Source organism: Prosthecomicrobium sp. N25 (assembly GCF_037203705.1).
Lineage (GTDB): Bacteria > Pseudomonadota > Alphaproteobacteria > Rhizobiales > Ancalomicrobiaceae > Prosthecodimorpha.
The window spans coordinates 23,335-48,787 of the sequence record NZ_JBBCAT010000007.1 but is presented as its reverse complement, the minus strand read 5'-3'; the positions used below and the strand labels follow the sequence as shown (position 1 = coordinate 48,787).

The following is a 25,453-nucleotide window of genomic DNA, read 5'->3' as shown; positions in this document are numbered from 1 at the left end:
CGACGCTCAGGCCGTCCGGGGCGCGAGCGCGTCCGCGGCGAGCCCGTAGACCACCACGGGCCGGCTGCGGCCGCGAACCTGCAAGGGGCCGAGGTCCTGCAACTCGCCCGGGCGCGCGCCCGCCGCCGTGGCCGCCGCATCGGAGAGCAGGATTTCCCGGTCGAGCGCCCGGGTGGCCGCCTCGATGCGGCTCGCCACGTTGACGGTGTCGCCGAGGATCGTGAACTCGAGCCGGTCCTCGTCGCCGATCACGCCGGAGAAGATCTCGCCGCGGTGGAGCCCGATGCCGATCCTCACCGGGTCCTCCGCGAGGTCCCGGTTCCAGTCCGCGATCCTGCGGCTGAGGTCGCGCGCGAAGGCGAGGGCCCGGGCGGCATCGTCGGCGAGCGGGAGCGGCGCGCCGAAGACGATCAGGGCACCGTCCCCGATATACTTGTCCACGATCCCGCCCGCGCCGGCGGCGGCCTCGGCGATCCGGCGACGGAAGCTGGTCAGGAAGCGGGACAGGGTGGCGGGGTCCATGCTCTCGGCGCGGGCCGTGAAGCCGCGGATGTCGACGAAGACCACGGTTGCGACGCCGCGCCGGCCGGTGCGCAGGCCGCCGTTCTCGTCGCGCGACAGGTCGGACGCGACCTCGCGCGGCAGGAAGCGCTCCAGCCGCGCCCGGCGGCGGGCGTCCTCGATGGCCCGGTGCACCAGCCGGGTGGCGCGGCGTCCCGAGACGGCGGCGACCACGCCGACCATGACCAGCATGATGGTCCGCGCCACCATGGAGATCGTGTCGAAGTAGCGGGCCGGCGGCGCCACGACGCCCGGGTCGGCGAAGAGCGAGGCGGCGAGCGAGAGGCCGATCACGACCGCGACCAGGAGCCCCACGGAGAAGAGGCGGACCGCGGCGTCGAGGCGCAGCGCACCCAGGGCGAGCGCGACCGGCAGGAAGAAGGAGGCCGGCACGGCGTAGACCATCGCGGGGGGCAAGCCGGCGGTGGTGGTGGAGAGCAGCAGGATCCCGGCGACCAGGATCATGTCGCCGGCCGCGAACAGGAAGGCGTAGGCGCGCCGCCAGCGCGCGGGGGTCGCCACCCACAGGGATGCGGCCCCCGCCGCCAGCATCAGGACGATGAAGGCGATCAGGACCGGGACGAGCCGGTGGGCCGCATCGGGGGGCGCGACGTCGAGGAGGTTGCGGGCGACCACGACCGTGGCGAGAAGGACGCCCGCCACGGAGAGGCGGACCCAGGCGATCAGCCGCTCGGCCTCGATCTCGTGCCCGCGCAGGAGGGACCGGACGGACTCGCCATTCTCGTTCAAGCCGGGTCTCCCTCGATGCGGACCTGCCGGTCCCGGCCGCTCAGAGCGCCGCGCGGGGGTCGCGGCGGGCGAGGCGGGCGAGCAGGTAGTCGACCTCCTGGCGGGCGGTCGCGCTCAGGGCCGCGCCGGGCTTGCGCTGGGCGTCGTGCGCGATGGCGCCGCGCTTCTGCAGCACGTATTTGCGCACCGCCAGTCCGATGCCCTGCTGCTGCTCGTAGCGGATCAGGGGCAGGTGGGCGTCGAAGAGGTCGTGCGCGGCGTCCCGCTCGCCGGCCCGCGCCAGGCGCACGGTATCGGCCAGCATGTCCGGGAAGGCGTAGCCGGTCATGGCGCCGTCGGCACCGCGGTCCATCTCGAAATCCAGGAAGAGGCCGCCGTTGCCGCACAGGATCGAGAGCGGACGCAGCCTGCCCTCGGCCTGCATGCGGCGCAGCGCCGAGATCTTCTCGAGCCCCGGCCAGTCCTCGTGCTTCAGCATCACGCAGGAGTCCGAAGCCATGACGATCCGGCGGATCACATCGGGCGTCATGACGACCGACAGGGTCAGCGGATAATCCTGCAGCACCCAGGGGATGTCTTCGCCGATGGCCTCCACGGCCTGGCCGAAATAGGTGACGATCTGGTCGTCGGTCCGCAGCGAGGGCGTCGGGGCGATCATCACGCCGGCCGCCCCGGCGTCCATGGAGGCGCGGGCGAGGGAGCGCATGGCGGCGAAGCCGGGGGCCGAGACCCCGACGATCACCGGCACGCCGGCCCGGGCGACGACCTGGCGGACGATCGCCAGCGATTCCTCCGGCTCCAGCTTCGGGGCCTCGCCCATGATGCCCAGGATGGTCAGCCCGGTGACGCCGCAGGCCTTGTAGAAGTCCGTCATGCGGTCGATCGACGGGCGGTCGAGGGCGCCGTCCGGGGTGAAGGGCGTGGCGGCGATGGCATAGACGCCGGCCGCGGTGTGGTCCAATCGCATTCCAGGCCTCCTCGGGAGACGGCATCCGCGTCCGCTCCCGGGAGAGGGTGCGCCGTCGGTTGCCCACCCTCTCGGCAGAATTCCGGGCTTGTCAATCGCGCCGGAGGCAGGGCGGCCCGGCGTGACCGGCGGAGGTGCGTGCGGCCGGCGACCGCGTCAGGCGCGCGGCATGCCCGTCGGGCGGGCCAGGCGGCGCTGCGCGGCGGTCCGGAACGGGGCGTTGGGCGCGCCGTAGCCGTCGTAGCCGCCCTGCCGCTCGACCACCTCGAAGAAGAGGCCGCCGCTCTGACTGCGGCTGTAGAGCTGCAGGAAGGTGCCGCGCGCGTCGCGGTCCATCATGATGCGCGCCGCCTTGAGGCGGGCCAGCAGGTCGGGGTCGAGGCCCAGGCGGGCGTCGAGGTCGTCGTAGTAGTTCGCCCCGAACTCGAGCACCTGGAAGCCGCGGCGGGCGAGCGCCTCGGCGGTGGCGAAGATGTCGCCGGTCGCGAAAGCAATGTGCTGCACGGCTGACCCGAAGCTCTCGGCGATGAAGCGGGCGGCCTGGGTGCGGCCCGTCTCGGCGCCGTTCAGGGTCACCCGGAGCGCCTTGCCGGGGGTCGCGACGGCCTGGCTGCGGACGAGCCCGTCGGGATCGGCGACGTCGACCATCGGAGACTTCCCGGCGTCGAAGATCGCCTGGTAGAAGAGCGCCCAGCTCAGCATCTCGCCGTACGGCATGGTCTGTCCGATGTGGTCGATCCGGGTCAGGCCGACGCCGGGGCGCGGGCCCGGGCGCTCGATGCGGAAATCCACCTCCCACAGGCGGCCGAGATCGGTGCGGCCGTCGACGAAGCGCAGGACGCTGCCGCCGACGCCGCGCACGCCGGGGATCTGGAGTTCGCCGGGCGCGATCGCCTGCTCGAAGGGTTCGGAGCCGAGGGCGACCGCGCGGGCCATGGCGGCGGCAGCGTCGCCGACCCTCAGCGCGATCTCGCTGACGGTCGTGCCGTGGGTCACGTAGGCCGAATGGGCGAAGCCGGTCGTCTCGGTGTTGACGAGCAGGTTGACATCGCCCTGGCGCCAGAGCGTGACGGCCTTCGACACGTGCCTGCCGGCGCGCTCGAAGCCGAGCGTGGCCAGGAGTTCCTCGAGCGGCGGGGCCTCGGCGGCGCTGGTGGCGAATTCGACGAACTCCACCGCCTCGACCCTGGAGGGGGCGGGGATCTGCGGGAGGGCGGAGGCCACCGCGGGCTCGGCGGTCCGCACGCGGTCCATCAGGTTGACCAGGGCGCGATGACCGTCGGTGGCGACCATGCGGGGCAGGGCGCTGCGGTACTGGTCGTTGAAGATCTCAAGGCTCCACGGCCCGTCGTAGCCCGTCGCCATGACGGCGCGCGTGAAGCCGACCACGTCGAGGTCGCCCTCCCCGGGCATATTGCGGAAGTGGCGGGACCAGTAGAGGAGGTCCATCTCGATGGCCGGGGCGTCGGCGAGCTGCAGGAAGAAGATGCGGTCGCCCGGGATGCGGCGGATCGTGTCGACCGGAATGCGGCGGGCGAGGCTGTGGAAGCTGTCGAGGATGAGGCCGACGGCGGGGTGGTCGGCGCGGCGGACGATCTCCCAGGCATCGCGGTGGTCGTCGACGATGCGGCCCCAGCAGAGCGCCTCGTAGCCGACCCTGAGGCCGCGCTTCGCGGCCCGCTCGCCGAGTTCGCGGAAGTCGGCCGCGGCCCGGTCGACGCCGCCTAGGGCCTCCGGATGCACGGAGGAGCAGACCAGCATCAGGTCCGTGCCGAGGTCCTGCATGAGGTCGAACTTGCGCTCCGCCCGGGCGAAGGCGCGCGTGCGGTGGGGCTCGGGCAGGCCCTCGAAGTCGCGGAAGGGCTGGAACAGCAGGATCTCCAGGCCGTGGTCGCGGACCATGGCGCCGACTTCGCGGGGGGTGAGGTCGGAGGCGATGAAATCCTGCTCGAAGATCTCGATGCCGTCGAAGCCGGCGGCCGCGATGGCCTTCAGCTTGTCGCGGAAGTCGCCCGCGATCGACACGGTGGCGGTGGATGTCTTCATGCGACGTCTCCTCCTCGCGTCGACGCGCCCGCGCCCGGTCGGAACGCCGGCGGGCCTAAAGGCTGGCGAAGTGGCGGAGCATGCGCTCCGCATCGGGCTCGAGGCCGGTGAACAGGCGGAACGCGCCGACGGCCTGGAAGACCGCCATGCCGCCGCCCGAGAGCGTCCGGCAGCCGGTCCGGCGGGCCACGCGCAGGAGTTCGGTCTCGAGGGGGAAGTAGACCACGTCGGCGACCCAGAGGTCCGACCGCAGGAGATCGGCGGGGACGACCATGCCGGGATACTTCGCCATGCCGACCGGGGTGGTGTTGACGAGGCCGTCGGCGGCGCGGACCGCCTCGGCGACCGGCGGGCCGGCGAGGGCGCGGCCCCGGCCGAAGCGGTTGCACAGGTCGTCGGCGAGCCGGGCCGCGCGGTCCCGGTCCTGGTCGATGATGGCCACCTCGCCGGCCCCGAGGGTCAGGAGGGCATGCGCGACCGCGGAGCCGGCCCCGCCGGCGCCGAACTGGACCACCCGGCGGCGCGGGGCGTCGGGAAGCTCCCGACGGAAGCTCTCCGCGAAGCCCCACCAGTCGGTGTTGTGGCCGACGCGGCGGCCATCGCGCAGCACCACCGTGTTGACGGCGCCGAGCGCCGCGGCCTCCGGCGAGAGCTCGTCGAGGAGCGGGATCACGGACTGCTTGCAGGGGTGGGTGATGTTGAGCCCCTGGAAGCCCATGCGGCCGGCGGCCGTGAGGAGGTCCGGCAGGGCTGCGGCATCGAGACCGAGCCCCTCGAGGTCGATGAGCTTGTAGATGTAGCGCAGGCCCTGTTCGGCCCCCTCGCGCTCGTGCATGGCGGGCGTTCGCGAAGCCTGGATGGCGGCGCCGATCAGGCCGACCAGCACGGAAGGGCCGAGGATGGGGCCCGGCGACGGGGGCCTGGCGGGGTCGGTCGGCACGGACGGGTCTCCCTGTGGCGGGCCGATCATAGACGGAAGGGCCGCGGGGCGACCAGCCGGGTCGGTGGGCCGGGAGGCTCCCGGTCGAGTGCGGGCAGGGAAGCGGCGCGGATCGGCGGACGAGAGGGTGGCGGATGCGCATCGACGCGATGAACTGGATGCAGGTCGAGGCCTATCTCGCGGCGGACGACCGCTGCGTCGTGCCGCTCGGCTCCACGGAGCAGCACGCGCAGCTCAGCCTCGCGGTCGATTCCATCCTCTCCGAGCGGGTGGCGGTCGAGGCCGCGGAGCCGCTCGGGGTGCCCGTCTTCCCGGTGCAGGCCTACGGGGTGACGCCCTCGTTCCTCGCCTATCCCGGAACGGTGTCGCTGCGGCTTTCGACCTACGCGGCGCTGATCCGGGACGTGCTCGACAGCCTGCGGCGGGCCGGCTTCAGGCGCATCCTGTTCTGCAACGGGCACGGCGGCAACGCGCCGGCGCAGACGGTCTGCCTGGAATGGATGGGCGACAACCCGGGCACCTCCGTGCGCTTCCACAACTGGTGGAACGCGCCCCGGACCTTCGCGAAGGTGCAGGCGATCGATCCGGTCGCGTCGCACGCCTCCTGGATGGAGAACTTCCCCTGGACGCGGCTGCCCAACATCCGGGGGCCCGAGCACCGGAAGCCCATGACCGACCTGGACTTCATGCGCGTGCAAGGGCCGGAGGGCGTGCGGGCCCTGCTGGGCGACGGGAATTTCGGTGGGCTCTACCAGCGCAGCGACGAGGACATGCTGGCGATCTGGGCGGTGGCGGTGGAGGAGACGCGGGCGCTGATCGAGGGTCCCTGGGCATGATCGCCCGGCGCGCGGGGCCGGCGCGGCCTATTTCGAGTCGAGCCGGGTGACGCCGTCGAAGACGGCCGGCGGCGAGATGGCGAAGGTGCGGCAGCGTTCCTCGTAGAGCGCGTAGAGGCCCGAGAGGCCCGGCAGGCCGGTCCGGGCCAGGGCGGCGGCCGCCTCGGCGGCGGGCAGGAAGCGTCCGGCGCGATAGTCGTCGAGGAGCGCCGCGTGAGCGGTCCTGGCGGCCGCGAAGGCGGCGGAGGCGGCGAACTCCTCGTCGCCGACGAGCGTGAAGAGGCGCGAGACGGCGGTGCGGCCCTTCACCTGGGTGAGGTCGACCTCGATCCAGGCGTAGCCGGGCGCCAGCGCGGCCGTGCGCTCGTCGGCGAGGACGGGGACCCGGTAGGCGCGGGTGGCGCCCTCGAGGCGGGAGGCGAGGTTCACGGTGTCGCCCATGGCGGAGTAGTCGAAATGCTGGGCCGACCCGAAATTGCCGACGCTGCAGGGCCCGGTCGCGAGCCCGATCCCCGCGCGGACCTCGACGAAGGTGCGGCCCTTGGCGGCGGCCTCCCCGCGGAGCACGTCGTTGAAGGCCTTGAGGGCCTCGAACATGCCGAGCACCGCCTCGGCGGCGTGGCGGGCATGGTCGCGGTCGTCGAGCGGGGCGTTCCAGAAGGCGACGATCGCATCCCCGATGTACTTGTCGATGGTGCCGCTCGACTTCAGCACCAGGTCGGTCATCGGCGTGAAGTAGCGGTTCATGAAGCTCGTCAGTTCCTGCGGGTCCATCGGCTCCGTGATGGTGGTGAAGTTGCGCAGGTCGCTGAACATGACCGTCAGGGTCCGCTCCTCGCCGCCGAGCACCAGCCTGTCGGGGTCGGACACCAGGCGTTCGATCACGGCGGGGGAGACGAAGCGGCCGAAGGCCTCGCGCACCCATTTGCGCTGGCGCTGCTCCGACCAGTAGAGCGCGATGGTGCCGGACAGGTAGACGGCGCTCGCCGGCAGCCAGGGGGCGATCGGATCGAGGAGCAGGCCCTGCCGGTCGAAGGCGAGCCAGCTCGCGGCGAAGATGCCGAGGGTGGCGGCGCCGCCGATCAGCGCGCCGCCGACGGGACCCGCCCGCGCAAGGAGCAGGGCGAGGGCGATGGCGAGGACGACGCCGGCCGCCCGTTCGGCGCCCGGGGCCCAGTCGGGTCGCACCAGCCGAATGCCGGCGAGCAGGTTCTCGATGATCTGCGCATGGACGTCGACGCCCGGGACCGCGGCGTCGAGAGGGGTCGCGCGCATGTCCAGGAGGCCCGCGGCGCTGGTCCCGACCAGCACCACGCGGCCCTCGAGTTCGCGGGCGTCGTAGTCGTCCGAGACCACGCGCCAGAAGGGGATGAAGAGCCGCGGGTCGGACTTGCGGTAGCGGACGCGCAGGTCGCCGTTGGCCCCGGTCTCGGCGTCGATGGCGCCGATCCGGACCGCGGTGACGCCGGTCCTGGCGCCGAAGCCCGTCTCGCCCGACGCGTTCGAGCCCTTGATCACGAAGGTCGAGGCACCCTGGGCGATGCGCAGGCTCTCGGCCGCCAGGCTCGGGACGAGCTGGGTCCCGCGCCGCACGAAGAGGGGCACGCGGCGGACGATCTGGTCCTGGTCGGGCAGCCAGTTGACGGCGCCGAAGCCGGCCGCCGCGGCGGTTAGGGCCGGGATCGGCAGCAGGGCGCCCTCGAAGGCGGGAATGAAGGGGCGGGGGTCGTCGCCCGCGAACGCGAAGCCGGCGCGCTCCGGGATCTCGGCCGGGCCGGTCGCGGTCTGGGTCAGGACCACGCCCATCACCACCGGCGCCGCCGCGATCGCATCGGCGAAGGCCGCGTCCGGGCCCGGGTCGTCCGCGAGCGCCTGCCTTAGGGCTTCCCGGCCCGGGCCCTCGGGGACGCGCTTGAGGAGCGCGTCGCCCGCGGTCCGATCCGGCTCCGCGAAGGCGATGTCGAAGGCGATCACGGCCGCGCCGGCATCCAGAACCTTGCGCACCATCCGGGCCATCTCGCTGCGCGGCCAGGGCCATTGGCCGAGGGTCGCGATGGAGACGTCGTCGATGTCGACGATCCGGACGGGCATCTCGGGATCGGGGGTGCGGGGCCGCAGCACCTGGTAGACGTCGAAGAGATCGGTGCGCGCGCGCTCGATGACGGAGACCTGTCCCCAGACCAGACCCAGAGCGACGAGGCCGGCCGCCGAAACCGCGAGCGAATAGATGGCGCGCAAGGAAATGCCCCGTTCCGGCGCGCAGGGGCAGACCGGCACGCCGGCTCCACGCTGCCCGCCCGTGCTGAAATGTCAAGCGGTCCGCCGGACCGGGCGGCGGCGTCGACAAGAACCTTCCCTGCGGTCAATTCCGCGTCATCGGCCGCAACCGGAACGAAAAAGGCGCAGGTCCAGCTCTCCGGAGGGCTTCGAAAGTTGCATGCAATCTGATATCTTAATGAGTGGTGAAGGGTCGGGGCCGGGGCTGGCCTTCGATTTGAGCAAGGATTGGGCCGTGCGGCATCTCCGGCGCGGCGAAAGCTGTCGTCCCCGCATTTTGGCGACTCCCCCCTGTCGATCGTCTGGAGGCGCATCCATGGCATTCCTTTATCGCGTTCTGGCCACGGGCCTCCTGATCGCGCTCGGCGCCAGCCTCGGCAACGGCGCGCAGGCGATCGAGGCGAGCGGCACCACGGTGGCGGTCAACCCGGCGGCCGCGGCCCAGGGCAGCACCGGCCGCCGGATCCTCAAGGTGGACGGCCCGGTCTTCATGGGCGACAAGGTGCAGACGGGGCCGCAGGGCGAGGCCCAGATCGAATTCCGCGACAACACCAAGCTGGTGGTCGGCCAGAACTCGTTCCTCACCATCGATGCCTTCGTGTTCAACGACGACAATTCGGCCCGCAACATCACGGTCAATGCCGGCAAGGGCGTGTTCCGGTTCATCACGGGCACGAGCGAGCACCAAGCCTATTCCATCAAGACTCCGACGGCGACCATCGGCGTGCGCGGCACGCGGTTCGACTTCGCGGTCGGGCAGGGCGGCGAACTGACCCTGGCGCTCTTCGACGGCGCCGTGAAGCTCTGCTCCCAGGGGAAGTGCGAGATGGTGGTCGGCACCTGCGCGATCGCCCTGGTGCCGTCGCGCGGTAAGGTCGAGAAGGTGGCGGCCGAGGAGACCCGGCAGAAGCTGATCGCCCAGCGGCTTCCCTACGTCGTCTCGCAGGCCTCGCTGGCCGCCCGGTTCCGGGTCGACGCGAGCGGATGCCGCGGCAGCCGGGATGCCCGCGTCGCGCCGAGCCGCGGGCAGGTCGCGGCGTCGACGCCCAAGGTGGCGGCGGCCCGGGCGGCCGCGGTCGGGGGCGGCGGGACCGTCGATCCGGGCCCGCGCGGCGGCGGTGGCAAGGACAAGGGCGGCAAGGGCGGCGGCGAATCCGGCGGCGGCGAAGGCAGCGGCACCGGCGGGACCGGCGGCACGGGCGGAACGTCCGGCGGCGGCACCGGCGGCAGCGGCGGCGGCGGTGGCGCCGAGGGCGGCGGCGGCACGGGCGGCGGCGGCGGCACGGGCGGCAGCACCGGCGGCACCGGCGGGACGCGGGGAACGCGTGGCGGCGGCGAGGGCGGCCGGGGCGGCGGCTGACGGTCGGAAGGGCCTCACGGCCCGGCCGTCAGTCGGTCCGATTGCAGAAGCTGGCGTTGCCGAGCCCCGTCCCGACGGACGGGACGGCCCAGGACTCGACATCCTTCATCGCGGGACCTCTCGGACAATCCCTGCAGGACGGAGTCGTCGTGAAGAACGATGGCCGGCTCCGCGCCGCCGAGGCGGGCGGAGAACTCGCGCGGCAGGTTGAAGCGCGTGCTCGACCGGTTGCCGGGGAGGTTCTGGGCGCCGCGGTCGATGGAGAGTCCAGCTCGATCACGCCCGGGCAGACCCCGTCACGGACGGCAGGCGGCGTCCGCCGTGCTGCGCCAGGATCCCCTCCGGCCCGACCTTGCTGGCGTCCACTGGACGTCCTCCCCCCGCAAACACGCGGGAACCAACGCGTAAGGGGGACGGGAGGGCCGTTCTGCGGCCCGGCACCGGCGCCCGCGGGGGCGGCGAAGCGCGGGCGGGGGCCGAGATGACTTTTGCCTCACAGGTTTACCGAGATGGCGGAAAGGACTCTCTCCTAGGCCCCGCAAAATGCTAGGGTCCTGGACAATCAACCATGCATTAACCATCTGCGGCTCGAAACCATTTCCCCTCCACGTTCCGCTCCCGGGTTTCCGCCTGGAGCGGCCACCCGGACAGTCAGGCAACGATGCAAGTCGGCCAACCGAATCCGATGGGCAGGGCCCGTCCCCTCGCCTTCCTCCGGACCCGGCTCGTCCTCGGCCTGGGCGCGATCAGCATCGCGGTCAACATGCTGTATCTCACCGGCTCGCTCTTCATGCTGGAGATCTACGACCGCGTGATCCCGAGCCGGAGCGTGCCCACGCTGATCGGCCTCTGCGTGATCGCCGGCGTGCTCTACGCGTTCCAGGGCCTGCTCGACGCCTGCCGGGGCCGGGCTCTCGTGCGCATCGGCACCGCCTTCGACGCCACGCTCGCCCCGAAGGTTTTCAGGGCGATCGGCCGCGCGTCGATGAGCGGACAGAACTCGGCCGACGGGCTGATGCCCTTGCGCGACCTGGAGACCGTCCGGGGCTTCATCTCGGGGTCCGGGCCGCTCGCCTTCTTCGACCTTCCCTGGATCCCGGTCTACATCGTCATCTGCTACGCCTTCCATCCGCTGATCGGCTTTCTGGTCGTGTTCGGCGCGGTCCTGCTCGGGGGCCTCGCGCTCGCCTCGGAGCTCCTCGGCCGCGGGCCCGCCCGCAAGGCGGCGGGCCAGGCCTCGCAGCGGATCGTCCAGGCCGAGGCCATGCGGCGCAACGCCGAGGTGGCGCTCGTGCTCGGCATGCGCTCCCGCCTGCTCGCCCGCTGGGAGAAGGGCAACCGCGACTACCGCGAGGCGCACCAGCGCGCCGCCGACCTGACCATGGACCTCGGCAGCATCTCGAAGGTCGTGCGCTACGGGCTGCAGTCCGCCGTGCTGGCGCTCGGCGCCTGGCTGGTCATCGAGCAGCACGTGACGGGCGGCATCATGATCGCGGCGTCGATCCTGACCTCCCGGGCGCTCGCGCCGGTCGAGCTGGCGATCGCCAACTGGAAGAACTTCGTCAACTCCCGGCAGGCCTGGGAGCGCCTTTCCACGGTGCTCGCCCGCGTGCCCGAGGCCGATCCGCCCATGGCGCTGCCGGCGCCGACGCAGGGCATCGCGGCCTCCGCCCTCGTCGGCGGGCCGCCCGCCTCCCAGCGGATCGCGGTCGCGGACGTCACCTTTGCGCTCCGGGCCGGGCAGGGCCTCGGCATCATCGGGCCGAGCGGTTCGGGCAAGTCCTCGCTCGTGCGCCTGCTGGTCGGCGTCTGGACGCCGCTGCGGGGCAAGGTGCGGATCGACGGCGCGGCACTCGACCAGTGGGACGGGGATTCGCTCGGCCGCCACATCGGCTACCTGCCGCAGGACGTCGAGCTCTTCTCCGGCACGGTGGCGGAAAACATCGCCCGCTTCGACCCGCAGGCGAAGCCGGAGGCCGTCGTGGCGGCCGCCAAGGCGGCTGGCGTGCACAACCTGGTCCTCACCCTGCCGCTCGGCTACCAGACGCCGATCGGGGAGGGGGGCGCGGTGCTGTCCGCCGGGCAGAGGCAGCGGGTGGCGCTGGCGCGGGCGCTCTACGGCGACCCCTTCCTGGTCGTGCTCGACGAGCCGAACTCCAACCTGGACTCCGAAGGCGAGCAGGCGCTGACCGAGGCGATCCTCGGGGTGCGAGCCCGTGGCGGCGTCTGCATCGTGGTGGCGCACAGGCCGCGGGCGCTCGCCGCCGTCGACCTGGTCATGACCATGAGCGAGGGCCGCATGGTGGCGTTCGGGCCGAAGGAGGAGGTGCTCGCCAAGGTGCTGGCCCCGGCGCCCTCGCCGGTCGCCCGTCCCGCCGCCGCGGCCGGGGCTGGTAGCGGGATCGTCGCCGCCGGCGCCGCGGGTCCGTCGGCCGCGGCTGCCGCGGCCGCCGATCAGAACCGGTCCTTCGTGGTCCATCGGGGAAACAAGTGATGGTCGCTCTCTCACCCGAGGCCGCCGGTGCCGGACTGGGCGATGACGCGCAGCGTGCGCTCCGCTCCGTCTCGCGCCACCTCTCCCTCGGCGGCGTCTTCGTGGTCCTGCTGTTCGGGTTCGCGGGCGGCTGGGCCGCGACCACGGAGTTCTCCGGCGCGGTCATCGCGCCTGGCACGCTCGTGGTCGACAGCAGCGTCAAGAAGGTGCAGCACCCGGTCGGCGGCGTCGTCGGCGAACTCAGGGTGCGCGACGGCGACCGCGTGCAGTCCGGCGAGATTCTGATCCGTCTCGACGAGACGGTGACGCGCGCCAACCTGTCGATCGTCACCAAGAGCCTGGACGAGCTCTATGCGCGTCTCGCGCGGCTCGAGGCCGAGCGCGACGGAGCGCACGAGGTCGTGTTCCCCCCGGAGCTGACGTCCCGCGCCGACCAGCCCGAGATCCAGCGCCTCATGGCCGCAGAGAGCGGGCTTTTCCGGCTCCGGGCGGTGGCGCGCGACGGCCTCAAGGCGCAGCTCTCCGAGCGGGTCGCCCAGCTCAAGGAGGAGATCTCCGGCCTCACCTTCCAGATCGACGCCAAGCAGATCGAGCTCAACCTGATCGACGTCGAGCTGCAGGGGGTCAACGAGCTCTACAAGCAGAAGCTCACCACGCTCGCCCGGGTCAACCAGCTCGAACGCAACGTGGCGCAGCTCAAGGGCGACCGCGGCCGCCTCATCTCGGCGACCGCGCAGACAAAGGGCAAGATCGTCGAGACCGAGCTGCAGATCCTGCAGGTCGACCAGGATCTCCGCGGCGAGGTGGCCAAGGAGATGCGCGAGATCCAGGCGAAGATCGCCGAACTCGTCGAGCGCAAGGTCGCCGCCGAGGACCAGCTGAAGCGCATCGAACTGCGCGCGCCGCAGGACGGCGTGGTGCACCAACTGTCGATCCACACGGTCGGCGGGGTCATCGGCCCGGGCGAGCAGATCATGCTGATCGTGCCGGACTCGGACCGGTTGACCATCGAGGCCCGGATCGCGCCGCAGAACATCGACGACGTCCGGGTGGGCCAGGCCGCGACCCTGAAGTTCTCGGCCTTCAACGCGCGCACGACGCCGGAGGTGCAGGGCGAAGTGCAGCGGGTCTCGCCGGACCTGTCGGTCGACCAACGGACCGGTGCGGGATACTACACGGCGCGCATCTCGATCCTGCCGGACCGGCGCGTCGAGACCCTTCGCCTGATCCCGGGCATGCCGGTGGAGACCTTCATCCAGACCGCGCCGCGCACGGTCCTCTCCTACTTCACCAAGCCGCTGACCGACCAGCTGTTCAAGGCCTTCCGGGAGAAGTGATCAGTCGACATAGGCGAGGTCGCGCCCCGTTCCGGGGTCGCTCAGCCATTCGAGCTCGTCGGAGGGCACGACGATCGCGCCATAGGCCTCCACCCGATTGCGGCCGTTTGCCTTGGCGGCGTAGAGGGCCGCGTCGGCCTGGACCAGCATGGCTTCCACGGAGCCCGCGCGCGACAATTCCTGCACGCCGAAGCTCGCCGACACCACGATGGTCAGCCCGTCGTGCTGGACCGGCGTCCGCGCGACGGCCTCCCTCAGGCGTTCGGCGGTCTCCCAGCCGGCCTCGAGGCCGCAGCCGGGAAGGAGGATCATGAACTCCTCCCCGCCGACGCGGCCGATCTGGTCGTCGCGGCGGATCTCCGCCGACATGGTCTCGGCCACGGCGCGCAGGACGGCGTCGCCGCCGGCGTGCCCGTGGCTGTCGTTGACGTGCTTGAAATGGTCGAGGTCCATGGCGACCACGCAGAGCGGCTCGTCGTTCGAGGCGGCCCTCCGGCCGGCTTCCCGGGCCGCGAGGTCGAGCCCGCGGCGGTTGAGCGCGCCGGTGAGTTCGTCGACCATGGAGATGCGGCGGAGCTCGGATTCCAGGATGCGGCGGGCCTGGATCTCGGCGGCCAGCTCGGCCCGCGCGGTCTCGGCGCTGCGCTTCTCGACCTCGAGCTGGATGAGCGCGTCGTGGACCGCGGTGGTGTCGCTGAAGACGAGCAGGAAGCCGTCGCCGAGCGGAGCGGCCTTGACGTTGAACCAGCGGTAGGAGGCGGTGTCGAAATAATCGAAGTCGTCGGTCGTGCGCGCGACCATGACCCTCAGGTAGCGCTTCCAGACGCCCTTGGCGACGAGAGTCGGGTAGATGCCGAGCAGGCTCTTATTGACCACGTCGGCGGCGCGGCGGCCCGTGAAGGTTTCCGCCTTCGGGTTCATGGTGCTGACGCTCGCGTCGACGATCTCGCCGGTCGTGTTTCGGATCGCCTGGAAGGTGACGATCCCGACGGGGCTCGCCAGCATCACGGCGTTGAGGAGATCCTTCAGCATCTCCCGGGGGCGCGCCATGATGGCGAGGCGTAGGCTTCCGTCCTCGGCCAGGACCGGCAGGACCAGGCGCTCCCAGTGGTGCACCTCCACGGCGTAGCTCGCCCGGTGGACGGCGAGGGCGGGGCGGCGCTTGCGCACCACGAGGTCGTAGAGCTTGTTGAGGACCCCGCGGACGTCCGGCTCGAGGGTGCGGGTGGTCTGGCCGGTCATGTCGATGCCGAAGGCCGCCGCGACGGCCTCGCCGAAATAGTCGTAGTAGAACTCCTCGTCGGAGAGCGGGCGCAGGATGACCCAATAGTCGGGTCCGCCGGTCGCCCGCCGGGCCCAGAGGTCGGCGAGGCGGGGGAGGCGGTCTCCATCGGCGAGTGAGGTCCAGAGCATGTAGCAGAGGCGAGCCTCCGCACTCATGTCCCGGGTGTCCAGGTCGTCCAGAAAGGTCTCGCAGTACATGGGTCGAAACTCTCCCCCGCCTGGAGAGCTTCGCCTGCAAAAGTAAAAATTCCGAAGTCCACGGCCCCTGGACGGGCTCCAGATGATAAAAAATCCGAAGGCGGTCGGCGGAAGCGCCTCAGAGTTCGAAGCGGACCGGCTGGGCGCCCTGCCACAGGCAGGCCTTGCCGAGCGCCGGAAGGTTCTCGAGGCCGGAGGTGAGGGTGATGAAGTGGTTGCCCGCGAGTTGGCCCATCTTGCTGGCGAAGTGGACGCCCCCGTAGGCGAGCAGGATCTCGGTCTCCGAGATGCCGCCCGGATACAGGATGATCTGGCCGGGGGACGGATAACTCGTGTGGTTCTCGTAGCCGACGCCGAAATCGAGGTCGCCGAGCGGGACCCAGACTCCCTCGCCGCTCCAGCGAACGTGCACCAGCTTGCTCTCGAAGGGCATGTGCTTCTCGAAGGCCGCGACCGTCTTGGGCGCGAGGGCGCGTTCGAACCTGGCCTCGAAGCGGAAGGGGCCGGCATGGACGATGAGATCGGGCACGGAAGCGGTCTCCAGGGAGCGAGGGACGGTCGCCGCAGGGCGTAGCTCACGACGGGGCGGACGGCAAGCCGGCGGCCAGTCAGCAGAAGTCGAAGTCGCAGCCCTCGTCGGCCTGCAGCACGCTGCGCAGGTAGAGAGCCCGATAGCCGCGGGCCGGCTCGGAGAGGTGCGCGGGAGGGCTCCAGAGCGCCGCGCGCGCGGCCAGCTCCGCCTCGTCGACGAGGAGGTCGATGCGGCGGGCGGGAACGTCGAGACGGATCCGGTCGCCGGTGCGCACGAGGGCGAGCGGGGAGCCGAGGGCGGCCTCCGGGGTGACGTGCAGCACGATGGTGCCGAAGGCCGTGCCGCTCATCCGGGCGTCCGAGATGCGGACCATGTCCTTCACGCCCGCGCGGGCGAGCTTCTGCGGGATCGGCAGGTAGCCGGCCTCGGGCATGCCGGGCGCGCCTTTCGGGCCGGCGTTGCGGAGCACGAGCACGTCGTCGGCGGTCACGTCCAGGTCGGGATCGTCGATGCGGGCGACGAGGTCCGGCACGCTGTCGAACACGACCGCCCGGCCTTCGTGGACGAGGAGGCCGGGGGTGGCGGCGGCGTGCTTGATGACCGCGCCGCCGGGCGCCAGCGTCCCGCGCAGGACCGCCATGCCGCCGTCCGGGCGAACCGGGTCGGCGCGCGAGCGGATGATGGTCTGGCGGGTGTCCTCGACGGGGGTCCCGGCGATCTCGCCGATGGTCAGGCCGGCGACCGTCGGCGCCCCGAGGGCCAGGTGCTCGCGCAGTTCCCGGAGAAGGCGGGGAACGCCGCCGGCCCAGTGGAAGTGCTCCATGTAGTGCGAGCCGCTCGGCTTCAGGTCGACCAGGACCGGCACCTCGCGGCCGATGCGGTCGAAGGTCTCGAGGTCGAGCGACAGGCCGCGGCGGCGGGCGATGGCGGCGAGGTGGACGAGGCCGTTGGTCGAGCCGCCGATCGCCTGCAGCACCACCATGGCGTTGCGGAACGCCGCCTCGGTGAGGAGGTCGGATGGCCGGGGGCCGCCGGCGGCCAGGGCTACGGCGCGCCGGCCGCTCGCCTCGGCGGCCCGGATGCGGTCGGCGTGGGTGGCCGGGATCGAGCCGCTGTGGGGCAGGGCGAGGCCGAGCGCCTCGGCGAGGCAGCCCATGGTGCTCGCCGTGCCCATGACCATGCAGGTGCCCTCGGTGGGGGCGAGGCGGCCGGAGACGGTCTCGATCTCGTCGGCGCCGAGGCGGCCGGCGCGGTGCTCGCCCCAGAGCCGGCGGCAGTCCGTGCAGGCGCCGAGCACCTCGCCCTTGTGGTGGCCGACCAGCATCGGGCCGGTGATCAGCTGGATCGCGGGCAGGTCGACGCTGGCGGCGGCCATCAGCTGGGCCGGCACGGTCTTGTCGCAGCCGCCGACGAGGACGACGGCGTCCATGGGCTGGGCGCGGATCATCTCCTCGGTGTCGAGCGCCATCAGGTTGCGAAGGTACATGCTGGTCGGGTCGGCGAAGGACTCGTGGATCGAGATGGTCGGGAACTCCATCGGGAGCCCGCCGGCCAGGAGGACGCCGCGCTTCACCGCCTCGATCAGGCGGGGCACGTTGCCGTGGCAGGGGTTGTAGTCGCTGAAGGTGTTGGTGATGCCGACGATGGGGCGGTCGAGCGCGTCGTCCGAGAAGCCGGCGGCCTTGATGAAGGCCTTGCGCAGGAAGAGCGAGAAGCCCGGATCGCCGTAGGAGGTCAGTCCCTTGCGCAAGCCCTTCGCCATGCCGTCCCCCTCCTGGCGCCGCCGAACGACATCGATAGGCGTCCGGCCGCGGCGAGACAAGGGCGCAGGGCAGGCGCTTCGCGGAGGCGATCCGAGCCGCTAAGCTCGGGCACGACCAGGAGGTGACCGGCATGATGCTGATCGGGCAATACGACTCCCCCTTCGTGCGGCGCGTCGGGATCGCGCTCCGGCTCGCGGGGCTCGACTTCGAGCACAAGCCCTGGTCGACCTTCGGGGACGCCGACAAGGTGCGTCAGTACAACCCGCTCGGGCGGGTCCCGGCGCTCGTGCTCGACGACGGCGACGTGCTGATCGAGAGCCATGCCATCCTGGACTGGCTGGACGGGTCGGTGCCGGCGGGCCGGGCGCTCTTCCCGCGGGAGGAGCCGCTGCGGCGCCGGGCCCTCAAGGTCGCGGCGCTCGGCACCGGCATCGCCGACAAGGCGGTGTCGCTCTTTTACGAGAGACGGCTGCACGACCCGGCCTCAGAGGTCTGGGTGCAGCGTTGCCGGGCCCAAATCCTGGGCGCCATGGCGACGCTCGAGGACGACCGCGGGGCGCGGCGGACGCGGTGGTGGTTCGGAGAGGCGATCGGTCACGCCGACATCGCGGTCGCGGCGGCGCTGCGCTTCGTACGCGAGGCCCATCCCGGGCTGGTCGACTGGTCGGTCTTCCCCGAACTCGACGAGCACTGCGGCCGTGCCGAGGCCCTGCCCGTGTTCCAGGAGATCCAGCAGCCCTTCATCCCGCCGACGTGAGGCAGCCGTCAGGCCGTGCGCGCCTCGGCGACGCGACGGTCGATCTCGGCCCGGAGCGCCGGGTCGAGGCCGAGCTTGCCGGCGAGTTCGGCCAGGTAGGCGATCTCGGAATTCTTGTCGGGCGCGATCGCGAGGCAGGAGGCGGCGTAGATCTGGGTGGCGATCTCCGGGGAGGTGGCGCCGGCCACGACCTTCTCGATGTCGAGGGGCGAGGACATCTCGGCCTCCAGGAAGGCGCTCGCCTCCGGGTCGATGCCCGCCTCCGCGGCCTTGCCCGCGATGGTGCGGTACTCCTTCGGGTCGATGATGCCGTCCGCCTTGGCGGCGGCGATCATGGCGACGATGAGGGTCCGGGCGAGCGCCTGCTGGTCGGACTCGGGCAGGGCGGCCGGCGCGTCGGGGCCGGTGCCGGCGGCGCCGGGCTGGCTCGCCTGCCAGTTCTGGTAGGCCTTCCAGGCGAGGCCCCCGACGGCGGCGAGGGTGCCGAGCTTCAGCCCGGCGCCGGCCACGCTGCGGCCCGTCTTCGTGCCGACCAGCAGGCCCAGAAGGCCGCCCGCCGCGCCGGCGATCAGGGTCTCGGCATTGCCCTTGACGTAGTCCTGGGCGCGGTCGACCGCCTCGTTGCCGAAGACGTCGGTCGCCCCGCGGCGCGCCGCGTCGAGGCCGCGGCCGAGCACCTGGTCGGCGCGCTGCGCGCCCTCGGGGCCGACGAGCGCATCCAGCAGCTTCTTGGCGTCGAACATGTGAGCCTCCCTGTGCGCCTCGGGCGGGCGCGCTTGGGCGAAGCTTCGCATTCACGACAGGCTAGGGGAAGAGCGTGAGAAACCTCAGCCCCGGGCGAGGGCCGCCGCCTCGCGGGCGAGGGTCTCGATCCGGCCCCAGTCGCGCGCCTTGACGGCGTCGGCCGGCACCACCCAGGAGCCGCCGACGCACATGACGTTCGGCAGGGCGAGGTATTTCGGCGCCTTCTCGAGCGTGACGCCGCCCGTCGGGCAGAACTTCACCTGCGGCAGGGGCGAGGCCAGGGCTTTCAGGTATTCGGCGCCGCCGGCCGGCTCGGCGGGGAAGAACTTCATGCGGCGGTAGCCGCGCTCCATCAGGGTCATGGCCTCCCCGGCCGTGGCGACGCCCGGGAGCAGGGGGGCGCGCGCGGAGGCGGCCGCATCCATCAGCCGCGGGGAGGCGCCGGGGGAGACCAGGAAGTTGGCCCCCGCCGAGACCGCCGCTTCCATCTGACCGGCGTCCAAGACCGTGCCGGCCCCGACGACGGCGCCCTCGATGGTGCGGCAAGCGCGGATGCAGTCGAGGGCGGCGGGGGTGCGCAGGGTGATCTCCAGGGCCGGCAGGCCGCCGGCCACGAGGGCGCGGCCGATCGCGACGGCGCTCTCCGGATCCTCGAAGACGAGGACCGGAATCACGGGGGCGCGGGCCACGATGGCGTCGAGGGTGGCGATGTCCTGGGTCATGCCAGCCGGGATAGCCGATCGGGGCCGCGGAGGGAACCCTTTTCACCGGCCGGGCCCGGGACTAGACAGAGACTCGTGTCCTTCGCTCCCGTCCTGGCCTCCTGGCTCACCAGCTTCCTGCCCGGCCGCGAGGCCCACTTCGTCGTGGTGCCGCGGCTGAGGCTCGTCTACGCGCGGGTGCCGAAGGTGGCCAACACGGCGGTGCGCAGCCTGCTCGCGGATCATGTCGACCGGACCGCCGGTCCCGCGCCGCCGCCCAACAAGGACAGCTTCTGGCGGGGTGACGGGGCGGTGGACGGCCGCATCGTGTCGGGGGCGGAGGTGCTCGGACGCTACGGCGACCATCTCTGCTTCACGATCGTGCGCGATCCGTTCGACCGGCTGGTCTCCTGCTGGTCGGACATGATCGCCCGGCCGGCCGCGATCCTGCCCAATCTAGACCGGCTCGGCTTCCGGCGCGGGATGGAGTTCGGCGACTTCGTCGAGCGGGTCGCGCGCATCCCGGACCGGGCGGCGGACCTGCATTTCCGCAGCCAGGCCTCGATCGTCTCGGCGCGCGGGCGCGTCGTGCCGAGCCTCGTCGGGCGGATGGAGACGATCGGCACGGACTGGGAGCGGGTGAGGGCGGCGGTGCTCGAGCGGACGGGGACCGATCTCGGATCGCTGCCGCAGAAGAACGTCCGCCGGCGCGACCGGTCGGACGTGCAGCGCCTCTTCGCCGACGGTCGCCTGGTCGACCGGGTGCGCGTCCGCTACGCCGACGACTTCCGCCTCTTCTACCCCGGACGGGAGGCGCCCGAGCCCGCCGGCGAGGCCGGTCCGACGGTCGCGTGAGGGGGCGGCCCCGATCCGTCAAGCACCGGGAATAACCTGCTGATTCGAAATCGCACCGGCGCCGCACGGTTTCGGGCCGCGTGCGGCCGGAGACTTGCCGGCTATTTGATTTCGGCCTGTCTGGACAGCCGTTTCGTCATCTGGAATGATCCCCGACGGGAACCGATCCGCAGTCCTTGCTGTTTCGGATGCGTTCGGGTTTCGCTGCGCCGGCGCGACGGTTTCGCGCGCTACCGCCGGTCTCGGCCCGGTCGCCTGGAGTTCCACCATGTCCGCGCCGACCCTCGTGCTCGTCGACCTGCTCGGCGCCTCGGCGCTCCTCCTGTGGGGGCTCCGGACGGTGAAGTCGGGCGTCTCGGCGGCGTTCGGCGACCGGCTCCGGCACGGGCTGGCCCTTTGGACGCGTCGACGGATCGGGGCGCTCCTGGCCGGCATCGGGGTGACGCTGGCGCTGCAGTCGAGCACCGCGACCGCGCTCATCGCCGGGGCCTTCGCGGGGCGCGACATCCTCTCCGGCGCGAGCGCGCAGGCGGTCATGCTGGGCGCCAATATCGGCACGGCGATCGTCGCCAAGGTGCTGGCGGTCGGCTTGGAGGGGCTCGCGCCCTTCCTGGTGTTCGCCGGGGTCGTGGCGGCCACTGGCGGCAGCGGGCGCCGTCGCGGGCTCGGGCAGGCGATCGTCGGCCTCGGGCTGATGCTCCTCGCCCTGCGGCTCCTCGGCACCGCCACCGAGCCCCTGCGCCACTCCGAGGTGATCCGCAGCGTGCTCGGCGCGCTCGCCGAGGCGCCGGTCCTCGCCTTCCTGTCCGGCGGCATCCTGGCCTTCCTGGCGTCGTCGAGCCTGGCGGTCGTGCTCCTCGTCCTGTCCATGGCGACGGCCGGCGGCCTGGAGCCGCCGCTGGTGCTGGCTTTGGTGCTGGGCGCCAACGTGGGCGGCGCGGTTCCGCCTGTCGTGGCGACCCTCGGGCAGAGCGCGGCGGCGCGGCGGCTGACCATCGGCAACCTGGGGACCAGGGCGGCGGGCGCGCTGGTGCTCCTGCCGCTGCTCGGGCCGGCCACGGACGCGATCCTGGCCGTCACGGGCCAGCCAGAGCGGCTGGCGGTCGACGCGCACCTCGCCTTCAGCCTGGCCCTGACCGTCGTCGCGTGGCCCTTCATCGGCGCCATCGCGCGCGCCACCGCGAGCCTCGTGCCGGAGCCGCCCGCCTCGCGGTCGGGGCCGCGCTACCTGGACGACACGGTGCTCGACACGCCGGCCGCCGCGCTCGGCTGCGCGGCGCGCGAGACCTTGCGCGTCGGCGACCTCGTGGAATCCATGCTGGTGCGCAGCTTCGAGGCGTTCCGGGTCGACGACGCGGACCTCCTCGAGGACATCGCCCGGCTCGACGACGAGGTCGACCGGCTGCAGCAGGCCGTCAAGCTGTACATCGCCCGGCTCGACCCGGAGTCGCTCGACGAGGCCGGTCAGGCGCGTGCGGCGGAGATCATCGACTACGTGGTCAACCTCGAGCATATCGGCGACATCGTCGAAAAGGGGCTCGCCGGCGCGGTTTCGAAGAAGATCCGCAACGGCCTGCAGCTCTCGACGGACGGGTCGGCGGAGATCGTCGCCCTGCACGAGGCGACCCTCGACAACTTCCGGCGCGCCCAGAGCCTCTTCGTCAGCCGCGACCTGGCGCTCGCCCGCAGCCTCTTCGCCGCCAAGGTGGAGATCCGCCGTCTCGAGAAGGTGTCGGCGGAGCGCCATTTCGAGCGGCTTCGCGCCGGGCGCCTGGAAAGCCTCCGGACGAGTTCGCTCCACCTCGACATCCTGCGCGACCTGAAGCGCATCAACGCCCATGTGGCCTCGGTGGCGCAGCCGATCCTGGACGCGCACGGGGACCTGACGGCGAGCCGCCTGCGCGACAGCGGGGCACCGCCGGGCCCGGCCGCGCCGAACGCCGCCTGAGCGGCGGCGAGAGACGGCGAAGAGCGCGAAGGCGGACCCGGCCGCCGTCGCCAAGGCCGGACACGACGCCGCGGTGCAGTGCAGCGACCATGTTCCCGCCCCCCTTTTCGGCCAAGCTCCAGGCGGCTCACCGGCGTCATGCCGGCGAGCGCCCTGGCGTCGCTGTCGGGATCACGTGAGACGGAGTTTCGTCCGGAACCTGACGGGAACGGAAGGGGGCTGTTGTTCGTTGTCAAGCATCGTCTCATATAGAGGCATCGCCGTGGGGGCGTTCAGTGTGCGTGACCGGCGGATCCCGCCGGCAGCCGAAGAAGAAGAAGGACATCGGCTCATGAGATCCATCGCTCTCACCATGGCGGCGGCCGCCGTCGTCGTCTTCGCCGCGGGGCCCGCCTCGGCCCAGCGGGAAAGGGACGACATGAAGTTGCCGCAGATGGACAGGAACGATTCCGGCGGCGGACGGAACATCGACCGGGGGTCCGGGAACGTCGATCGCGGCAACGAACGGTCCTTCGACCGCGGCAACGACAACCGCGGCTTCCGCGAGCCTCAGCAGCGCGACAACGATGTCCGCCGGTCCATGCGCGACGGCGTCGACGGGCGACAGCCCACCGTGGAGCGGCGCATCCAGCGCGACCGCGAGGACAACGACCGCCGCGTCCAGCGCGACACCGACACCCGGCGCACCATGCGCGAAAGCGAAGACCGTCGGACCCAGCGGGAGCTGGAGGATCAGCGCCGCCGCGCCGAGCGGGACCGTGACCGGAACCGCAACCGGGACGTGGTGATCCGCGACCGCGATCACCATGACCGGGATCGCGACCATCGGCGTTGGAAGCGCTGGCGGCCGGGCCTCTCCTACGACGTCGTGGTCCTGCCGGCCTACTGGTACGGATCGGAGATCGGCTGGTGCCATTTCCATCGCTATCCGGGCCCGGGCATGCGGTTCCACCGCAACGTGCAGTGCCATGTGCACGGGGCCTGGCGGGATCCGAGCATCGCCTATGTGGCGGTGTACTGACCGGCCTTGCGAGCCCATGGACGAGACCGAGGGGCCCCGCCAAACCGGCGGGGTCTTTCGCGTCAGGGGAAGGGCAAAGGGACGGTCCGGGCAGGCGGTCAACAGCACAGGATGCCGGGCACCGCCGCGAAGGCCGCCTCGGCCCCGAGCGGGCGGCTGCGGCATGGCGCAACAGCGGGACGGCTGCATGTCCGGCTGAGAGCAGCCTCGCGAGCGCGGCGGAGCCGATCAGCCCCGAGGCGTCGGGTAGCAGGATCTTCAAGAATGCTCTCCAGGTTGGACGGGGTCGGCTCGACTGTCGGCGTGAGGAACCGGGGGCGGGCCGGGCGGGTTCCCATGCAGGAGCCTCGGCGGTCAGGCTCTTGAAAGCTCGGGCCGGACGACCATCTCCTAACGGTACGGCCGGGGCGCATCCATCCACGAAAAGGCATTTCCAGGATCCATGGATACCGATCGGACGCTCGATCTCACCCCCCGTTCCGCCGCCGCCGAACTCCCCCCGGTCGCGGTGCCGCGCGCGCAGGCGTCCGGCCGCCTCGCCGCCATCGTCAACGGGCTCGAGAGCGACCGGATTCCCCTCGGCGAGATCGTCGACCGGATGGGCCAGGCCGGCTTCGGGCTGGCGCTCCTGCTCATCACGCTGATCGTGCTCATTCCCATCCCGGGCCCGCTCGGCATGGTGTTCGGCACGGTCATCGTGTTCCTGTCGCTGCAACTTCTGACCGGCGCGCGCCGACTCTGGCTGCCCGGCTTCATGCGCCGCGCGCAGATCCCGATGCCGACGCTCCGGCGCTTCCTCGACCGCGTCCTGCCCTGGCTCGCCTGGCTGGAGCTCCGGCTGAAGCCGCGGCGCTGGACGCCCCTGTCCGGGCGGACCGCGCGGATCGTGCTGGTCCTGCCGCTCGCCGCGCTCGGGGCCGCGATCACCCTGCCGATCCCGCTCGGCAACTTCATGCCGGCGCTCGCCCTCATGGTCTTCGCGCTCGGGCTCATCGCGCGCGACGGGCTCGCCATCGTGATCGGCTCGCTCCTCACCGTCCTGGCGCTCGCCTGGACGGCCGCGCTGGTCTTCGCCGGCGCCGAGATCCTCGACTTCGCCTTCGGGTGGCTCCGGTCATGACCCTGCAGGCCGGACATCCGCGCCGGCCGCGGCGGGCGCTGCTGCTCGTCAACCCGATGAGCCGGGGCGGTGCCGGGCCGCTGACGGACGCCCTGGAGCGGCTCGACGAGGCCGGCGTGCAGCTCGTCTCCGTGCGCACGCGTTCGCCGACGGAAGTGACCCCGGTGATCCGGGAATGCCGGGGCGACGTCGAGGCGGTGATCGCGGCGGGGGGCGACGGCACCCTCAACGCCGCGGCCCAGGGGCTCGTCGAAACGGGGCTGCCGCTCGGCATCCTGCCGGTCGGCACGGCCAACGACCTCGCGCGCACGCTCGGGCTGCCCACTGACCTCGCCGCCGCCGCCGCGGTGATCGCGGGCGGTCATGCGCGGGCCATCGACGTGGGCGACGTCAACGGCCATCTCTTCTTCAACGTGGCGAGCCTCGGCCTCAGCGCGGAACTCGCCGGAACGCTGACGCGCGAACACAAGCGGCGCTGGGGCCGGCTCTCCTACGCGATCGCGGCGGCGCGGGTGCTCCTTCGCGCGCGGCCCTTCACGGCGGAGATCGTCGACCAGGACGGGTCGAAGACGGTGAAGACGCTGCAGATCGCGGTCGGCAACGGGCGCTACTACGGTGGCGGCAACGCGGTGGCCGAGGAGGCACGCATCGACGACCACCATCTCGACCTCTACAGCCTGGAATTCTCGGCCGTCTGGAAGCTGGCCCTGCTCGCCCGCGGCTTCCGGGCCGGGCGGCACGGGCTGTGGAGCGAGGTGCGCACGGCGCGCGACACCAACTTCGAGATCCGCACCCGCAAGCCGCGGCCGATCAACACGGACGGGGAGCTCGTCACCTTCACGCCGGCCCGGTTCCGGGTGCATCCGGGGGCCGTGACGGTCTTCACCCCGGCCGAGCCCGCGACGGCGGGGCTCGGCGCGGCGGCGGCCGTGGCGAGCCGGGTTTCCTGACGGCGCCGGGCC

At 72.1% G+C, this 25,453-nt stretch carries 20 protein-coding genes; 10 read left to right on the top strand and 10 right to left on the bottom strand.

The window, feature by feature from the left end; genetic code table 11:
- Positions 1–6: 6 nt before the first annotated feature.
- The 4 genes from WBG79_RS27200 to WBG79_RS27185 form a co-directional block, all read right to left on the bottom strand.
- Positions 7–1,311 carry an adenylate/guanylate cyclase domain-containing protein gene (locus tag WBG79_RS27200; protein WP_337360398.1) on the bottom strand — a complete coding sequence of 435 codons (1,305 nt, stop codon included), beginning with the start codon at positions 1,309–1,311 and terminating at the stop codon, positions 7–9.
- Positions 1,312–1,351: 40 nt separating this feature from the next.
- Positions 1,352–2,278: a dihydrodipicolinate synthase family protein gene (locus WBG79_RS27195; protein WP_337360397.1), complete on the bottom strand. Its 927-nt coding sequence runs from the start codon at positions 2,276–2,278 to the stop codon at positions 1,352–1,354.
- Positions 2,279–2,434: 156 nt separating this feature from the next.
- On the bottom strand, positions 2,435–4,324 hold the full coding sequence (locus tag WBG79_RS27190; protein WP_337360396.1) for a bifunctional sugar phosphate isomerase/epimerase/4-hydroxyphenylpyruvate dioxygenase family protein: 1,890 nt from the start codon (positions 4,322–4,324) through the stop codon (positions 2,435–2,437).
- 55 nt (positions 4,325–4,379) lie between these two features.
- A complete protein-coding gene (locus WBG79_RS27185; protein ID WP_337360395.1) occupies positions 4,380–5,264 on the bottom strand; it encodes a shikimate dehydrogenase in 885 nt (294 codons plus the stop codon).
- 134 nt (positions 5,265–5,398) lie between these two features.
- Here WBG79_RS27185 and WBG79_RS27180 point away from each other — a divergent pair, with 134 nt between their 5' ends.
- Positions 5,399–6,100, top strand: coding sequence for a creatininase family protein (locus WBG79_RS27180; RefSeq protein ID WP_337360394.1), 702 nt, complete (start codon positions 5,399–5,401; stop codon positions 6,098–6,100).
- A gap of 27 nt (positions 6,101–6,127) precedes the next feature.
- Here the strand turns inward: WBG79_RS27180 and WBG79_RS27175 are convergent, their stop codons facing one another.
- The gene (locus WBG79_RS27175) at positions 6,128–8,338 is read right to left on the bottom strand and encodes a CHASE2 domain-containing protein (RefSeq protein WP_337360393.1); all 2,211 of its coding nucleotides are present in this window, start codon (positions 8,336–8,338) and stop codon (positions 6,128–6,130) included.
- A 355-nt stretch (positions 8,339–8,693) separates the two neighbouring features.
- Between WBG79_RS27175 and WBG79_RS27170 the strand changes: the two genes are divergently transcribed.
- The 3 genes from WBG79_RS27170 (at position 8,694) to WBG79_RS27160 (ending at position 13,568) form a co-directional block, all read left to right on the top strand.
- Positions 8,694–9,737, top strand: a complete 1,044-nt coding sequence (locus tag WBG79_RS27170) for a FecR family protein (protein ID WP_337360392.1) — start codon at positions 8,694–8,696, stop codon at positions 9,735–9,737.
- Between the two features lie 685 nt (positions 9,738–10,422).
- Positions 10,423–12,231 (top strand): type I secretion system permease/ATPase, encoded by a 1,809-nt coding sequence (locus WBG79_RS27165; RefSeq protein WP_337360391.1) that lies wholly within the window; start codon positions 10,423–10,425, stop codon positions 12,229–12,231.
- On the top strand, positions 12,231–13,568 hold the full coding sequence (locus tag WBG79_RS27160) for an HlyD family type I secretion periplasmic adaptor subunit (RefSeq protein WP_337360390.1): 1,338 nt from the start codon (positions 12,231–12,233) through the stop codon (positions 13,566–13,568). Before WBG79_RS27165 ends, WBG79_RS27160 begins: the two co-directional genes overlap by 1 nt.
- On the opposite strand, the gene WBG79_RS27155 is transcribed toward WBG79_RS27160, so the two are convergent.
- The 3 genes from WBG79_RS27155 to WBG79_RS27145 form a co-directional block, all read right to left on the bottom strand.
- Entirely contained in the window at positions 13,569–15,050 is a 1,482-nt protein-coding gene (locus WBG79_RS27155) for a sensor domain-containing diguanylate cyclase (RefSeq protein ID WP_337360389.1), read from the bottom strand.
- A gap of 118 nt (positions 15,051–15,168) precedes the next feature.
- The gene (locus tag WBG79_RS27150) at positions 15,169–15,579 is read right to left on the bottom strand and encodes a DUF3830 family protein (RefSeq protein WP_337360388.1); all 411 of its coding nucleotides are present in this window, start codon (positions 15,577–15,579) and stop codon (positions 15,169–15,171) included.
- Positions 15,580–15,658: 79 nt separating this feature from the next.
- Positions 15,659–17,344, bottom strand: a complete 1,686-nt coding sequence (locus WBG79_RS27145) for an IlvD/Edd family dehydratase (RefSeq protein ID WP_337360387.1) — start codon at positions 17,342–17,344, stop codon at positions 15,659–15,661.
- A 131-nt stretch (positions 17,345–17,475) separates the two neighbouring features.
- Here WBG79_RS27145 and WBG79_RS27140 point away from each other — a divergent pair, with 131 nt between their 5' ends.
- Positions 17,476–18,102 (top strand): glutathione S-transferase family protein, encoded by a 627-nt coding sequence (locus tag WBG79_RS27140; RefSeq protein WP_337360386.1) that lies wholly within the window; start codon positions 17,476–17,478, stop codon positions 18,100–18,102.
- An 8-nt stretch (positions 18,103–18,110) separates the two neighbouring features.
- Here WBG79_RS27140 and WBG79_RS27135 read toward each other — a convergent pair whose 3' ends face one another.
- Together WBG79_RS27135 and eda are read right to left on the bottom strand one after the other, a co-directional pair.
- Positions 18,111–18,845, bottom strand: a complete 735-nt coding sequence (locus WBG79_RS27135) for a tellurite resistance TerB family protein (RefSeq protein WP_337360385.1) — start codon at positions 18,843–18,845, stop codon at positions 18,111–18,113.
- 84 nt (positions 18,846–18,929) lie between these two features.
- A complete protein-coding gene (gene eda / locus WBG79_RS27130) occupies positions 18,930–19,568 on the bottom strand; it encodes a bifunctional 4-hydroxy-2-oxoglutarate aldolase/2-dehydro-3-deoxy-phosphogluconate aldolase (RefSeq protein WP_337360384.1) in 639 nt (212 codons plus the stop codon).
- 75 nt (positions 19,569–19,643) lie between these two features.
- On the opposite strand from eda, the gene WBG79_RS27125 reads away from it, so the two are divergent.
- The 5 genes from WBG79_RS27125 to WBG79_RS27105 all read left to right on the top strand — a co-directional run bounded on the left by WBG79_RS27125 (position 19,644) and on the right by WBG79_RS27105 (position 25,441).
- A complete protein-coding gene (locus WBG79_RS27125; RefSeq protein WP_337360383.1) occupies positions 19,644–20,402 on the top strand; it encodes a sulfotransferase family 2 domain-containing protein in 759 nt (252 codons plus the stop codon).
- Positions 20,403–20,670: 268 nt separating this feature from the next.
- Positions 20,671–22,350 carry a Na/Pi cotransporter family protein gene (locus tag WBG79_RS27120; protein WP_337360382.1) on the top strand — a complete coding sequence of 560 codons (1,680 nt, stop codon included), beginning with the start codon at positions 20,671–20,673 and terminating at the stop codon, positions 22,348–22,350.
- Between the two features lie 331 nt (positions 22,351–22,681).
- Positions 22,682–23,371 (top strand): hypothetical protein, encoded by a 690-nt coding sequence (locus WBG79_RS27115; protein WP_337360381.1) that lies wholly within the window; start codon positions 22,682–22,684, stop codon positions 23,369–23,371.
- Between the two features lie 442 nt (positions 23,372–23,813).
- A complete protein-coding gene (locus WBG79_RS27110; RefSeq protein WP_337360380.1) occupies positions 23,814–24,491 on the top strand; it encodes an exopolysaccharide biosynthesis protein in 678 nt (225 codons plus the stop codon).
- Positions 24,488–25,441, top strand: a complete 954-nt coding sequence (locus tag WBG79_RS27105; protein ID WP_337360379.1) for a lipid kinase — start codon at positions 24,488–24,490, stop codon at positions 25,439–25,441. The genes WBG79_RS27110 and WBG79_RS27105 overlap by 4 nt, the downstream gene beginning before the upstream one ends.
- Positions 25,442–25,453 lie beyond the last annotated feature (12 nt).

Coding starts and splice junctions, on each gene's coding strand:
- WBG79_RS27195 (WP_337360397.1), bottom strand. CDS start 2,278: ATGCGATTGGACCACACCGCGGCCGGCGTCTATGCCATCGCCGCCACG.
- WBG79_RS27190 (WP_337360396.1), bottom strand. CDS start 4,324: ATGAAGACATCCACCGCCACCGTGTCGATCGCGGGCGACTTCCGCGAC.
- WBG79_RS27180 (WP_337360394.1), top strand. CDS start 5,399: ATGCGCATCGACGCGATGAACTGGATGCAGGTCGAGGCCTATCTCGCG.
- WBG79_RS27170 (WP_337360392.1), top strand. CDS start 8,694: ATGGCATTCCTTTATCGCGTTCTGGCCACGGGCCTCCTGATCGCGCTC.
- WBG79_RS27165 (WP_337360391.1), top strand. CDS start 10,423: ATGGGCAGGGCCCGTCCCCTCGCCTTCCTCCGGACCCGGCTCGTCCTC.
- WBG79_RS27160 (WP_337360390.1), top strand. CDS start 12,231: ATGGTCGCTCTCTCACCCGAGGCCGCCGGTGCCGGACTGGGCGATGAC.
- WBG79_RS27155 (WP_337360389.1), bottom strand. CDS start 15,050: ATGTACTGCGAGACCTTTCTGGACGACCTGGACACCCGGGACATGAGT.
- WBG79_RS27145 (WP_337360387.1), bottom strand. CDS start 17,344: ATGGCGAAGGGCTTGCGCAAGGGACTGACCTCCTACGGCGATCCGGGC.
- WBG79_RS27140 (WP_337360386.1), top strand. CDS start 17,476: ATGATGCTGATCGGGCAATACGACTCCCCCTTCGTGCGGCGCGTCGGG.
- WBG79_RS27135 (WP_337360385.1), bottom strand. CDS start 18,845: ATGTTCGACGCCAAGAAGCTGCTGGATGCGCTCGTCGGCCCCGAGGGC.
- eda (WP_337360384.1), bottom strand. CDS start 19,568: ATGACCCAGGACATCGCCACCCTCGACGCCATCGTGGCCCGCGCCCCC.
- WBG79_RS27120 (WP_337360382.1), top strand. CDS start 20,671: ATGTCCGCGCCGACCCTCGTGCTCGTCGACCTGCTCGGCGCCTCGGCG.
- WBG79_RS27115 (WP_337360381.1), top strand. CDS start 22,682: ATGAGATCCATCGCTCTCACCATGGCGGCGGCCGCCGTCGTCGTCTTC.
- WBG79_RS27110 (WP_337360380.1), top strand. CDS start 23,814: ATGGATACCGATCGGACGCTCGATCTCACCCCCCGTTCCGCCGCCGCC.
- WBG79_RS27105 (WP_337360379.1), top strand. CDS start 24,488: ATGACCCTGCAGGCCGGACATCCGCGCCGGCCGCGGCGGGCGCTGCTG.